The following is an 11,006-nucleotide window of genomic DNA, read 5'->3' on the forward strand; positions in this document are numbered from 1 at the left end:
GTCAGCGGCCGCGCAGTCGATCGAGGTCGCGTCGTTCGCGCTTCGTCGGCCGCCCGGCGCCGCGATCGCGCACCGGGACGGATCCGGCGAGTTCCCGCGGAGGCGGAGGCGGTGTGCGATCTTCGAAGGCGGATGCGGCGACCGCCGCGCCGACGCGCTTGGAGATCGTCTGGCGCACCACGAGGATCCGATCGAACCCCTGGATGCGCACACGCAGCTCGTCGCCGGGTTTGACCTGCACGGCGGCCTTGGCCCGTTCCCCGTTGACGCGGACATGGCCCGCACGGCACGCCGTCGTCGCAGCGGAACGCGTCTTGTAGACGCGGATCGCCCACAGCCAGGCATCGACGCGGGTGGTGCCCCCGATCATCGTCGGCCTTTCCCGGCGCCGGAGGAGAGGGCTCGCACCGCGCCGAGCGCGATGAGTCCCTGCCCGATGGTGTACGTGAGCATCACCAGGGGGCCGGTGACAGCCGTCGGCGCCTCGGGCCAGAACAGGTCGAAGGCGAGGATCGAGTCTGAGGTGAGGAAGAACGCCCCGCCCACGGCGATCATCACCCCAGCGCGGGAGGCGGCGATCGCCGTGCCGCCGAGAACCAGACCGTAGATGGCCACGGGGAGCAGAAGCGCTCCGAGGTGCGGCCACAGCACCGCGAGGAGCGCCCCCCACCAGACGGCGTACGCGACGGCCCACGGCGGCACCGGACCACGCGAGAGGAAGCCCCAGAACAGCGCGATGTACGCCAGGTGCGCCAGGCCGAAGCAGAGCAGCATCATCGGGACGGTGGGGGCGAAGGGGAAGAACGTGCCCGCGCTGTCTCCGAGCCACGACAGGCCGAGCGCGATGAGCAGCAGGATGCCGGGGGTGCGCGCGATCGCACCGCGGAGGGTCCAGGCGACGCCGACCGCCAGAAGCGGCATGAGGAGAAGCTTGGTCGGCGCCGCGACGGCGGACGCGCCCGCTGCCAGGGAGATGACGTGGACGGCGGCGACCAGTCCGTACGGAAGGAACGGGACAAGGAGGTGGCCGAGGGTCGTCGGGGGCGGGGGAGTCCGCGTCGAGGCCATGGAGGGAGAGTACCTGCCGCACGGTGCTCACGCGCGTTCGCGCGTGCTCCGACGAGCCGGTAGGATGGGGGAGTTGTCCGCGTTTCGGCGGGGACATCGGGATGTGGCGCAGCTTGGTAGCGCACTTGACTGGGGGTCAAGGGGTCGCAGGTTCAAATCCTGTCATCCCGACCGGAATGCGAAAGGGTCGGCCGAAGGGCCGGCCCTTTCGCATTCCTCGGCTCGGTGCCCGGCGGGGTGCCTTCCACCGGTCACGACCCGTCCATTTTTGAGGTCCGAATGCGTGGGGAGCCGCACTTTCCGACGGGTCGGCGCGCAAGGGAGGGGCTTCCACCCCTCCCGGCCCCCTCGCCTTCGAGGGCCGCTACGCGGCGCGACCGGCCGCCAGCGTCGGGTAGTCGGTGTAGCCGCGCTCGTCAGGGCCGTAGACGGTGGCCTGGTCGACGGGGTTCTCCTCGGCTCCCTGTTCCCATCGCTCCGCGAGGTCGGGGTTCGCAATCGCCGGACGGCCGACGGCGACGAGATCGGCGAGGTCCTCTCCGACGGTGCGGATGGCCTCGTCGCGGGTGGTGACGCGACCGAAACCGGTGTTGGCGATGAAGGTGCCGCCGAACACCCGACGAAGCTCCTGCGGGAGATCGTCGGCCGGGTTCTCGTGAAGAATGCTCAGGTAGGCGAGCCCCAGGGGCGCGAGGCCCTCGACCAGAGCGAGGTAGGTGGACCGGGTCTCCTCGGCGTCACGCTCCCAGACGTCCTGGATGTTGTGCGCGGGAGAGATGCGGATGCCGACGCGCTCGCGGCCCACTTCGGCCGCGACAGCCCGGGCCACCTCGACCACGAAGCGCGCGCGTGCCTCAGGTGGACCGCCGTATCCGTCCCGGCGCCGGTTCGACGCGGGAGAGAGGAATTCATGGAGCAGATACCCGTTGGCGGCGTGCAGTTCGACCCCGTCGATGCCGGCGTCGACGGCGCGGCGCGCCGCCGCGACGAACTCGTCTCGCACCGTCGCGAGCTCGCTGGACTCGAGGGCGTGCGGCACCGGGAAGTCCACCTTCGATCCGTCGGCCAGTCGGGTCTGACCCTCGATGGCGACTGCCGACGGCGCGACGACGCGTGCCGTGCCGGTGATCCGGGTGTGCGAGACACGCCCTCCGTGCATCACCTGCATGAAGACCGTGCCGCCCGCCGCATGCACCGCCGCGGCCACGTTTGCCCGCCCGCCGGCCTGGGCATCGGTGGCGATTCCCGGCTGCCCCGGGTAGGACTTGGACTCCGCACTCGGGAACACTCCCTCCGTGACCAGGAGACCGATGCCGGCGCGCTGGGCGTAGTACTCGGCGACCAGATCGCCGGGCACGCCGGCCTCGTCCGCGCGCAGTCGGGTCATCGGCGCCAGCGACAGTCGGTTCTGCACGGTGAAAGAGCCGACGGTGGTGGGGGAGAAGAGGGGCACGGGGGGATCGTCCTTTCGTCAACGGTGTTCCGGATGGACACCGTTCCGGCCGACGACAACTGCATTGGCCCGCACGCTATTCCTAAACGACGATCCTCAACCGGGATGTCAAGCCCGCGGCATCCGTCCTCCGGCCCCCTACGGTGGGGTCATGGCGACTCCGACCGAGGATGATGCGCAGCGCGCGAAGGACCGGCACGACCAGCTCACCCGAGCGCCCGAGGCGACGGAGGCGGATGCCGCTGCCCGCATCCGTGTCAGCGATCACGACGGCGTCCGCCGCGTCGACATCGACCCCGAGGCCCCCGTACGGCCGGGGATGGGCCCGACCGGCCGCGAAGACGACGTGGCCCCGGACTGATCCGGCGCGCCGCTCAGACCCGCCCCGTCACGCGGGTGACCGGCGCCTGCAGCTCGGTCACCCAGTCCGGGCCCGGCTCGTGACCGTCGGCCACCAGATACACCTCGCGCGTCGGCCCGTCGATCCGGTAGCCGTCGGCGAGGACCTGTTCCATCAGGCTCGCCCAGCTCTCCCCGATCGAGGTCGTATCGCCGAGATGGATGAGAGTCGCGGCTTCGGCCACGCCCGGGAGTTCGACGATCTCGTAGCCCTCGCCGACGGCAGGTTCGGGCTCGGCGATGTACGACGTGTACACGGTGAGGTGATCATCGCCGGGCTCGTACCAGAAGATCCCCGGTTCGATGAGGGGGCGTCCGGCGGCGAGGAGGGCATCATCGAGCCGGTCGATGAGCGGACCGATGACCGGCCCGACGTTCTCGGGCCCGCCGCCGGGAGCCCGGCCATGTACGGCGTAGACGGTGACGGGCTCGATGGACCGGTACGCGATACGGGGCATGATCTCTCCATTCAGTCGTCGCAGTCGTCGCTCTATCCGCTCGAGGCGTGCCCGGTCCTCGGCGACAGAGGCCTCCAACTCGGCACGACGCTCGCGGAGCACCTCCCGTAGCGCCTCGTCCGGCTCGTCGGCCCGGGCCAGATCCGCGATGCGCCCCAGTCCGACGCCCAGGTCTCGCAGTTCGACGATGCGCAGCAGCAGCGGGAGCTGCTCGATCGCATACCGGCGATATCCGCTGCGGGCGACGATGCTCGCGGGCACGAGGAGGCCGATGGCGTCGTAGTGACGCAGCATCCTCACGCTTACCCGTCCCAGGGCGGCGAATTCTCCGATCGAGTAGTTCATGACGAGCCCACACTCGACCATGACACAGTGCGAGGGTCAACCCGTGTCATCCGGGATCTTGACATGCAAGTATCTGCTTGCATATTGTGATCCGCGTGGCCGACGTGTACCGGGCGATCGCCGATCCGACCCGCCGTCAGATCCTCGACCTGCTCGCCGGGGGCGCGGAGATGACGCTCTTCGAGATCTGCACCCGGCTATTGGCTTCGGGCACGACGTCCTCGCGGCAGGCGGTCTCGCAGCATCTCGCGGTGCTGGAGGAGAGCGACCTGGTGCGGACGGCCCGCGTGGGCAGGACGAAGATCCACCGGATGCACCGCGAGCCGCTGCGCGAGATCGCCGCGCGGTGGCCCCTCGAATGACAGGAGACAGTGATGGTGAAGGCACGGCTGCACGTGATGAGCGTGTTCGTCGATGATCAGGAGAAGGCGCTGCGGTTCTACACCGACAGGCTCGGATTCCTCGTCAAGAACGACATCCCGCTCGGGGAGTACCGCTGGCTGACCGTCGTGGGCAGCGATGCGCCCGACGGGGTCGAGCTGCTCCTGGAGCCCGACGAGAATCCCGCGGCGCAGGAGTACACGCGCGCTCTGGCCGAACAGGGTATCCCGGCGGCGTCGTTCACCGTGGACGATGTCGATGCCGCGTACGACGAGCTCACGGCCGCCGGCGTGAGGTTCCTGCAGGCGCCGACGACGGGAGGACCCGTGCGGACGGCGGTGCTGGACGACACCTGCGGCAATCTCGTGCAGCTGGTGAGCCCGGTGTGACCGGCGGCGGTGGCGGCATCCCGTCGACTCCGAACGCCACCGATGACGCCGGACGCAAGACCGGCCCATGGACCGATCCAGACCCGCACGGCGGGGTGATGATCGGCAGCTACGTGGACGGCGCGCGGGACGGTGTGTGGCGACACCTCTCCAGTGACGGCCGACTGCGCGCTTCGGGGGGCTTCTCGGGGGGTGAGCTGGATGGCGAGTGGCGCTGGTACCGGTCCGACGGCGCGCCCATGCAACGGGGCGCGTTCCATCGCGGGAGGAAGACGGGGACCTGGGAGCGGTGGGACGCCGCGGGCCGCGCGATCGACCGCGGCGACTACCGCGATGACCGCAAGGTCGGCGAGTGGCTCCGCTTCGGCCCCGACGGCGAGGTATCCAAGACGACGCGTCACACGGCGTGACTCACGGCGACGGACGGAAGCCCTCCGTCTGCTTCTGCTCGTCGGCGACACGAACGCCGTACGTATAGGCGAGCTTTCCGCCGAGCCACCCCGACAGCGACAGCGCCAGGAGGGCGACGATCGTGAGGATCAGACCCGCCACGCTGACGTCGTCGTCATCGCCCGCGAACCGCACGATCAGGTTCACCGCGAACAGCGCCATGGCTGCGAGATTCAGGAGCATGTGCACGAGGCCGGTCCTCTGCGCCGGGGTACCGCGCTCGAGTTGGAGATAATCGAGGAATCCCCACACCGCGGCCAGGACCGCACCGACGAGTCCGACGACGATGAGGACGCGGGCGCCGACGACGTACGGCGTCGGATCATCGACGAAGATCCCGATCAGGTCGAACACGAGGCTCGCCGTCCACGCGCCGATGGGGATTGTCACGAGAATCGGATGGAACGGGTGCCCGTAGGGACCGGCGAGCGCGGTTCTGGGCTTCTTCGCGCGGTCCCGCGCGGACGACGTCATCATGGTCGGAAGGCCTTTCGTTCGAAGTGATCGCGGGGCGACCCGAGCGCCCTGTCTATCCGCCGCGCGCGCCGACGTCCGAGGGGCTTGACATCCGGCGTGGGCGAACGACGACTCCGGCGCCACGGCGACGGGCACCCCCATGCCACACTCGTTCGGTGCCGAACGAACCTCAGACCGCAGAGGAGCTCATGCGGTCGCGATTCCTGGCGTTCCGCGACCGTGACGCGGCGTGGCTGCTGCGCACCTGGCACCCCTTGACGCGGCCGGCGACGTTGGATCTCCGTGACAGCCCGCGCTGGCGTGGCCTGCAGATCGTCGACACCGTCGGGGGCCGCATCGATGACATCGACGGGATCGTCGAATTCCGCGCCACGTACCGCACCGACGACGGTGTGGCAGTCCTCCACGAGCGGTCGCGGTTCGTCCGCGAAGACGGCCGGTGGTTCTACGTCGACGGCGACATCCGCGACAGCTGACCGCGGCCCTCATTCCGGCGTGAGCGTCCACACTGGACCCATGGGATTCCGCGCCTCAGACCTCGAGCGGTTCCGCGATGAGACGGTGCCCGACCTCCTTCCCGCACGGCTGAGGCTTCTGTTCGTCGGGATCAATCCGGGGTTGTGGACGGCTGCGACGGGAGCGCACTTCGCCCGCCCCGGCAACAGGTTCTATCCCGCGCTCGTCGCGGCGGGCATCCTGCCGCGCGCGCCGAAGATCACCGTGGACGGGATGGCGGCTGCCGACCGCGATCTGCTCGTGGCGCGGGGCATCGGGATCACCAATCTGGTGCGGCGCGCCACCGCGCGTGCCGACGAGCTGTCTCGCGAGGAGCTCCGGGCCGGTGCGCGGGATCTGACAGCACTGGTCGCGGATCGATGCCCGCCGGTCGTCGCCGTCGTCGGGCTCACCGCCTATCGGCGGGGCTTCGACCGTCCACGGGCCGTCAGCGGAGAGCAGGCTGAAGCGCTCGCCGGCGCCCGGCTGTGGGTGGTGCCCAATCCGAGCGGACTGAACGCCCACGACACCGTCGATTCGCTCGCCGAGGCCTACGCCCAGCCGGCCCGCGCTGCCGGAGTGATCGCGTGAGCGCGGTTGCACCACCGCCGCCGCCGACGGAACATGGGGGGGTGCGCGCATCCCAGGAATCCGGAACCGCCCCCCGGCGCGCATGGATCGCGGTGACCGTCGGCATCGTGGTCCTCGCCGCGGGATTCACCGGAGCCTGGCTGCTGCGCCCTGACGCCGCACCCGAGCCCGCTGCCGTCCCCACCCCCACGGTGGTGACACCCTCGGTGACGCCGACGCCCGAAGCGACCCCGCCACCCGCGCCGGCGGGCTTCGCCGCCAATACCGCCGCTTACGAACTCGCCGCTCTCCCGCAGGTCGACGTGTTCGCCGTCCTCCCGCAGCTGCCCGTCGACACCGATCCGGCGACCGTGCTCACGGGGGAGGTCGTGACGGCAGCGGGGGCCGGTGCCCCGGTCTTCGCCGATCCCGCCGGCGACCCGGTCGCCGTCCTGCCGGCCGAATACGTCTACGGCGGCACCACCGTGCCCGTGGTCGAGCGTCAGGAGCACTGGGTCCGGGTGCTGCTCACCGGTCGCCAGGCGACGCCTTCCACGGGGAACCCGGGGCAGCTCTCCGGGTGGCTCCGCGCGCAGGACGTCACCTTCTCCACGGTGGATGCCCGCGTCGAGGTGTCGCTGTCCGCGCGCACCATCGACATCGTGCGCCCCGGCGGCAGCGAACGCATCGCCACCGACTTCGGATCGGGCGTGGAGGGGACTCCCACCCCGACCGGGCGCTCCTTCATCATGACGACCCGCGTCGAGCCCTCCTTCGGGTACACCCGCGGCTATCCGCTGGTCTACCTCTCGGTGCAGTCACCCACCCTCGACGGGTTCGGCGGGGCGGATGTCGCGATCACCGCGTTCCATTACCACGACAGCCGCTCGGGAGCCATCTCCAACGGGTGCATCAGACTCGACCCCGCGGCGATCGAGAAGCTCGCAGAGCTGCCGATGGGAACGCCCGTTCTCATCCTCCCCTGAACCCGGACCGTCCCACCCCGACCGCCTGCCGCTACGCTGGCCGTTGCCCCGCTCTCCCGAAAGGTCGTCCCCCCATGCAGCATCGTCCCCTCGGCCGCACCGGCCGTCACGTCTCGGCCATCGGTCTGGGCACCTGGCAGCTCGGCGCCGACTGGGGCGATGTCTCGGAGGACGACGCGCTCGCCGTCCTGGAAGCGTCCGTCGACCAGGGAGTGACCCTCTTCGACACCGCCGACGTCTACGGCGACGGGCGGAGCGAATCGCTCATCGGTCGTTTCCTCGCCGCTCGCCCCGGCCACGCGATCACCGTCGCGACGAAGATGGGGCGTCGTGCGGAGCAGAGGGCCGAGAACTACACGCCGGAGGCCTTCCGCGCCTGGAACGACCGCTCCCGCGCCAACCTGGGCGTCGAGACCCTCGACCTCGTGCAGCTGCACTGCCCGCCGACCGAGGTGATCGAGTCCGACGCGGTCTACGACGCCCTCGACGAGCTCGTCGCCGACGGCAGGATCGCCGCCTACGGAGTCTCCGTCGAGACCGCCGCGCAGGCGCTCGCCGCCATCGCACGGCCGCACGTCACCAACGTCCAGATCATCTTCAACCCGTTCCGGCTGAAGCCCCTCGACGAGGTGCTCCCGGCCGCGGCGGCCGCACAGGTCGCCGTGTTCGCGCGGGTGCCTCTCGCATCCGGCCTGCTGTCGGGCAAGTACACCTCCGAGACCGCTTTCGCCGAGAATGACCATCGCAGCTACAACCGTCACGGTGAGGCTTTCGACAGGGGTGAGACCTTCTCGGGCGTGGACTACGACACCGGGCTCGCTGCGGCATCCGAACTGGCGCGAGCCGTTCCCGACGGAGTGAGCCTTCCCGCCGCGACGCTCGCGTGGATCGCCTCGCAGCCCGGTGTCACGACCGTCATCCCGGGTGCGCGCAACGTCGCACAGGCGACGTCCAACGCCGAGGCCGGAGCACTGCTCGACGGCGGCGCCGACCTCAGCGGCTTCGACGCCGCCGTGCACGAGATCTACGACCGCCACCTGCGCGCGGCCATCCACCCGCTCTGGTGACACGCAGCGTGCGACCCGGCGAGTTCTCCACAGCCACCGACCCGTGGCCGGGACGGGCGCGACGGTTCTGTTAGCTTCGCTCGCGTGTCGACGATCCTCGAGATCACTGCGTTCGCCTACCTGGGCGTGATCAGCGTCGTGCTCGCCGTCATCGATGTGCGCCACCACCGCCTGCCGAACCGGATCGTGCTGCCCAGCTACGGCGTCGGTGGGGCGTTCCTCCTCGGTGCGGTGCTGTTCGGGGCACCGGTGATCGCGCTCGGGCGCGCCCTGATCGGCATGATCGTCCTGTTCTGCTTCTACCTGCTGCTTCGCGGACTCTCCCGCCGAGGCCTCGGCGGCGGCGACGTCAAGCTCGCCGGAGTCCTCGGTCTCTACCTCGGGTGGCTGGGCTGGGAGGCCCTCGCGATCGGCGCCCTCGCCGGTTTCGTCGTCGGCGGGGCGACAGGCGTCCTGCTGATCCTCGCCCGTCGCGCCGACCGCCGCACACCGATTGCCTTCGGGCCGGCGATGCTCATCGGCGCGTGGCTCGTGATCGGTGCGAGCGTCGTGGGCTCCGGAGCCGGGTCCATGCTCGCGTGAGCTCTACCCTGCGCCCGATCATTTCTCAACGGCCCCGACGTCCGAGGCCGCACCCCCTAGGTTGGCGGTGGGAGACCAGTCATCGACCGCCGACGGGGAGAGTTCGCCCATGCCGAATCTGATCGAGCGTGTCATCGCACGCGCCCTCACGCTGAAGCCCGTGCGCGCCCTCCTGCTCTACACCGAACGGCAGGGTCCGATGCTCGCCGACAGCGTGACCTACCGCACGCTGTTCAGCCTGTTCGCCGCGGTGCTGCTCGGCTTCTCCCTCGCCGCGCTGTGGCTTGCGGGAAATCCGGTGGCCTGGCAGGCCCTGATCGACGCCGTCGACTCGGCGATCCCCGGCCTCGTCGGAGAGGGCGGTCTGATCGACCTCGATGCCGTCCAGGCGCCCGCGGGGCTCACTGTGGCGGGGGTGATCGCCTCCCTGGGTCTCATCGGCGCCGCCATCGGCGCCATCGGGTCGCTGCGCACCGCCATCCGGCGGCTCGCGAACGAACTCACCGACGACTCCTTCTGGCTGTGGGTGCTGCTTCGCAACCTGCTCCTCGCGATCGGGATCGGCGCGGCGCTCGGCGCCTCGGCCGTGGCGACCGTCATCGGCAGCGCGGGGATCTCCCTCGTCGGCGGATGGCTCGGGCTTGCCGAAGACGACCTGCTCCTGCAGATCGCCACGCGCGCCACGACCATCGTCGTGGTCTTCCTCCTCGACGCCGCCGTCATCGCCGTGGCGTTCCGCATCCTGTCGGGAACCAAACCGTCGCCGCGCTCGCTCATCAGCGGCTCCCTCATCGGCGCCGCGGGGCTCACCGTTCTCCAGCAGCTGTCGAGCCTCTTCGTCGGCGGCGCCGGATCGAACCCGCTGCTGGCGACCTTCGCCTCGCTCATCGCTCTGCTTCTCTGGCTGAACCTCTCGGCGCAGGTGATCCTCATCGCCTCGGCCTACATCATCACCGGCATCGAAGAGGAGCGCGACCGGGTCCGTGCCCGCTTCGGCGCGACGACATTCCTCCAGCGCCGCGTGAAGCGTGCCGAGCTGTCGGTGCAGGCCGCGGCCGACGAGTTGAACGCGGCCCGGGCCGCCGAGGAGGAGGAACGGCGGACGAAGGCCGACGCGGCGGCGAAGGCTCAGAAGCAGACGCCGGCGACGCCCTCAGCGGATGCCGGGACGCGGCGTGATGATCTCTGACGCCGCGCCGGCTGCTCACCCGCGGGTTCCGACCTACCGGGCCGCGGATATCCGTGCTGCCGAGGCCCCGCTCCTCGCGGCCGGGGCCCCCCTCATGGCCCGTGCCGCGCACGCGCTGGCGAAGATCTGCGTGGCGCGGCTCGCGGCGGCATCCCTTCCTCGAGTGCTCGTCCTCGCCGGGCGGGGCGACAACGGTGGGGACGCCCTTTTCGCGGGTGCTGAGCTCGCCGCTGCCGGAGCACGTGTGGACGTGCTGCTCACCGGCGGCGAGGCCCACGGTGCGGGCCTCGCCGCCGCCGTTGCCGCCGGGGCCCGGATCGTCGACCTGTCAGCGCTCGACCCCCGTGACGAGGGGATCGTCCTCGATGGGATGATCGGGCTGGGCGGCCGTGGGTCGCTGCGCGGGGGCGCCCGCGACGCGGCGATCGCTCTGGTGTCGGAAGCTGCCCCGGGTCGCCGGGTCCTCGCCGTCGACCTGCCGAGCGGTCTGGATCCGGACACCGGGGAGGGCGACCAGCTCGTGCTCGCCGCTCACGAGACCATCACCTTCGGTGCCGCGAAAGCGGGTCTCGCACTCCGGCGCGGACCCGCGCTGTCGGGGCGCATCACGCTCGTGGACATCGGCCTGGGACCGGGGCTCGCCGACGCCGTACCGGTCGGCGAGACCGAGATCGCGGAGATGGTCCGGGGCTGAGCC

The 11,006-nt window shown here is 70.7% G+C and carries 16 protein-coding genes and 1 tRNA gene; 12 read left to right on the plus strand and 5 right to left on the minus strand.

What is annotated here, in order from left to right; genetic code table 11:
* Nucleotide 1: 1 nt before the first annotated feature.
* Both QSU92_RS15630 and QSU92_RS15635 read right to left on the minus strand, forming a co-directional pair.
* The gene (locus tag QSU92_RS15630; protein WP_289263286.1) at nt 2-370 is read right to left on the minus strand and encodes an RNA-binding S4 domain-containing protein; all 369 of its coding nucleotides are present in this window, start codon (nt 368-370) and stop codon (nt 2-4) included.
* A complete protein-coding gene (locus tag QSU92_RS15635) occupies nt 367-1,068 on the minus strand; it encodes a lysoplasmalogenase family protein (protein WP_289263288.1) in 702 nt (233 codons plus the stop codon). Before QSU92_RS15635 ends, QSU92_RS15630 begins: the two co-directional genes overlap by 4 nt.
* A gap of 97 nt (nt 1,069-1,165) precedes the next feature.
* On the opposite strand from QSU92_RS15635, the gene QSU92_RS15640 reads away from it, so the two are divergent.
* A tRNA-Pro gene (locus QSU92_RS15640) sits at nt 1,166-1,239 on the plus strand.
* Between the two features lie 193 nt (nt 1,240-1,432).
* Here the strand turns inward: QSU92_RS15640 and QSU92_RS15645 are convergent.
* A complete protein-coding gene (locus QSU92_RS15645) occupies nt 1,433-2,521 on the minus strand; it encodes an oxidoreductase (RefSeq protein WP_289263290.1) in 1,089 nt (362 codons plus the stop codon).
* Nucleotides 2,522-2,672: 151 nt separating this feature from the next.
* Here QSU92_RS15645 and QSU92_RS15650 point away from each other — a divergent pair, with 151 nt between their 5' ends.
* Nucleotides 2,673-2,882 carry a multidrug transporter gene (locus tag QSU92_RS15650; RefSeq protein ID WP_289263292.1) on the plus strand — a complete coding sequence of 70 codons (210 nt, stop codon included), beginning with the start codon at nt 2,673-2,675 and terminating at the stop codon, nt 2,880-2,882.
* Nucleotides 2,883-2,895: 13 nt separating this feature from the next.
* On the opposite strand, the gene QSU92_RS15655 is transcribed toward QSU92_RS15650, so the two are convergent.
* A complete protein-coding gene (locus QSU92_RS15655) occupies nt 2,896-3,723 on the minus strand; it encodes a MerR family transcriptional regulator (RefSeq protein ID WP_289263293.1) in 828 nt (275 codons plus the stop codon).
* 95 nt (nt 3,724-3,818) lie between these two features.
* Here QSU92_RS15655 and QSU92_RS15660 point away from each other — a divergent pair, with 95 nt between their 5' ends.
* Genes QSU92_RS15660 through QSU92_RS15670 form a run of 3 tightly spaced genes read left to right on the plus strand, consistent with a single transcriptional unit; the run spans nt 3,819 to nt 4,903 of the window.
* On the plus strand, nt 3,819-4,085 hold the full coding sequence (locus QSU92_RS15660; RefSeq protein ID WP_289263295.1) for an ArsR/SmtB family transcription factor: 267 nt from the start codon (nt 3,819-3,821) through the stop codon (nt 4,083-4,085).
* Between the two features lie 12 nt (nt 4,086-4,097).
* Complete coding sequence (locus QSU92_RS15665; RefSeq protein WP_289263297.1) at nt 4,098-4,493, plus strand: VOC family protein; 396 nt, start codon at nt 4,098-4,100, stop codon at nt 4,491-4,493.
* Nucleotides 4,490-4,903 carry a toxin-antitoxin system YwqK family antitoxin gene (locus tag QSU92_RS15670; protein WP_289263298.1) on the plus strand — a complete coding sequence of 138 codons (414 nt, stop codon included), beginning with the start codon at nt 4,490-4,492 and terminating at the stop codon, nt 4,901-4,903. Before QSU92_RS15665 ends, QSU92_RS15670 begins: the two co-directional genes overlap by 4 nt.
* Before the next feature lies 1 nt (nt 4,904).
* Here QSU92_RS15670 and QSU92_RS15675 read toward each other — a convergent pair whose 3' ends face one another.
* Nucleotides 4,905-5,333, minus strand: a complete 429-nt coding sequence (locus QSU92_RS15675; RefSeq protein ID WP_289263300.1) for a DUF2231 domain-containing protein — start codon at nt 5,331-5,333, stop codon at nt 4,905-4,907.
* A 242-nt stretch (nt 5,334-5,575) separates the two neighbouring features.
* On the opposite strand from QSU92_RS15675, the gene QSU92_RS15680 reads away from it, so the two are divergent.
* The 7 genes from QSU92_RS15680 to QSU92_RS15710 all read left to right on the plus strand — a co-directional run bounded on the left by QSU92_RS15680 (nt 5,576) and on the right by QSU92_RS15710 (nt 11,003).
* A complete protein-coding gene (locus tag QSU92_RS15680; protein ID WP_289263301.1) occupies nt 5,576-5,896 on the plus strand; it encodes a YchJ family protein in 321 nt (106 codons plus the stop codon).
* Between the two features lie 40 nt (nt 5,897-5,936).
* The gene (locus QSU92_RS15685) at nt 5,937-6,506 is read left to right on the plus strand and encodes a mismatch-specific DNA-glycosylase (RefSeq protein WP_289263303.1); all 570 of its coding nucleotides are present in this window, start codon (nt 5,937-5,939) and stop codon (nt 6,504-6,506) included.
* 41 nt (nt 6,507-6,547) lie between these two features.
* The gene (locus tag QSU92_RS15690) at nt 6,548-7,471 is read left to right on the plus strand and encodes a L,D-transpeptidase (RefSeq protein WP_289263304.1); all 924 of its coding nucleotides are present in this window, start codon (nt 6,548-6,550) and stop codon (nt 7,469-7,471) included.
* 74 nt (nt 7,472-7,545) lie between these two features.
* Nucleotides 7,546-8,538 (plus strand): aldo/keto reductase, encoded by a 993-nt coding sequence (locus QSU92_RS15695; protein ID WP_289263305.1) that lies wholly within the window; start codon nt 7,546-7,548, stop codon nt 8,536-8,538.
* Nucleotides 8,539-8,622: 84 nt separating this feature from the next.
* Nucleotides 8,623-9,120, plus strand: a complete 498-nt coding sequence (locus QSU92_RS15700) for a prepilin peptidase (RefSeq protein ID WP_289263307.1) — start codon at nt 8,623-8,625, stop codon at nt 9,118-9,120.
* A gap of 109 nt (nt 9,121-9,229) precedes the next feature.
* The gene (locus QSU92_RS15705) at nt 9,230-10,309 is read left to right on the plus strand and encodes a YihY/virulence factor BrkB family protein (protein WP_289263309.1); all 1,080 of its coding nucleotides are present in this window, start codon (nt 9,230-9,232) and stop codon (nt 10,307-10,309) included.
* Complete coding sequence (locus QSU92_RS15710; RefSeq protein WP_289265933.1) at nt 10,299-11,003, plus strand: NAD(P)H-hydrate epimerase; 705 nt, start codon at nt 10,299-10,301, stop codon at nt 11,001-11,003. The genes QSU92_RS15705 and QSU92_RS15710 overlap by 11 nt, the downstream gene beginning before the upstream one ends.
* Nucleotides 11,004-11,006 lie beyond the last annotated feature (3 nt).

This window comes from Microbacterium sp. ET2, assembly GCF_030347395.1.
Taxonomy (GTDB): Bacteria; Actinomycetota; Actinomycetes; order Actinomycetales; family Microbacteriaceae; genus Microbacterium; species Microbacterium albipurpureum.

What these genes read in the sequence shown, in the direction of transcription:
- QSU92_RS15650 (WP_289263292.1), top strand. Translation starts at nt 2,673, where the DNA reads ATGGCGACTCCGACCGAGGATGATGCGCAGCGCGCGAAGGACCGGCAC.
- QSU92_RS15630 (WP_289263286.1), bottom strand. Translation starts at nt 370, where the DNA reads ATGATCGGGGGCACCACCCGCGTCGATGCCTGGCTGTGGGCGATCCGC.
- QSU92_RS15710 (WP_289265933.1), top strand. Translation starts at nt 10,299, where the DNA reads ATGATCTCTGACGCCGCGCCGGCTGCTCACCCGCGGGTTCCGACCTAC.
- QSU92_RS15685 (WP_289263303.1), top strand. Translation starts at nt 5,937, where the DNA reads ATGGGATTCCGCGCCTCAGACCTCGAGCGGTTCCGCGATGAGACGGTG.
- QSU92_RS15665 (WP_289263297.1), top strand. Translation starts at nt 4,098, where the DNA reads ATGGTGAAGGCACGGCTGCACGTGATGAGCGTGTTCGTCGATGATCAG.
- QSU92_RS15635 (WP_289263288.1), bottom strand. Translation starts at nt 1,068, where the DNA reads ATGGCCTCGACGCGGACTCCCCCGCCCCCGACGACCCTCGGCCACCTC.
- QSU92_RS15695 (WP_289263305.1), top strand. Translation starts at nt 7,546, where the DNA reads ATGCAGCATCGTCCCCTCGGCCGCACCGGCCGTCACGTCTCGGCCATC.
- QSU92_RS15655 (WP_289263293.1), bottom strand. Translation starts at nt 3,723, where the DNA reads ATGAACTACTCGATCGGAGAATTCGCCGCCCTGGGACGGGTAAGCGTG.
- QSU92_RS15705 (WP_289263309.1), top strand. Translation starts at nt 9,230, where the DNA reads ATGCCGAATCTGATCGAGCGTGTCATCGCACGCGCCCTCACGCTGAAG.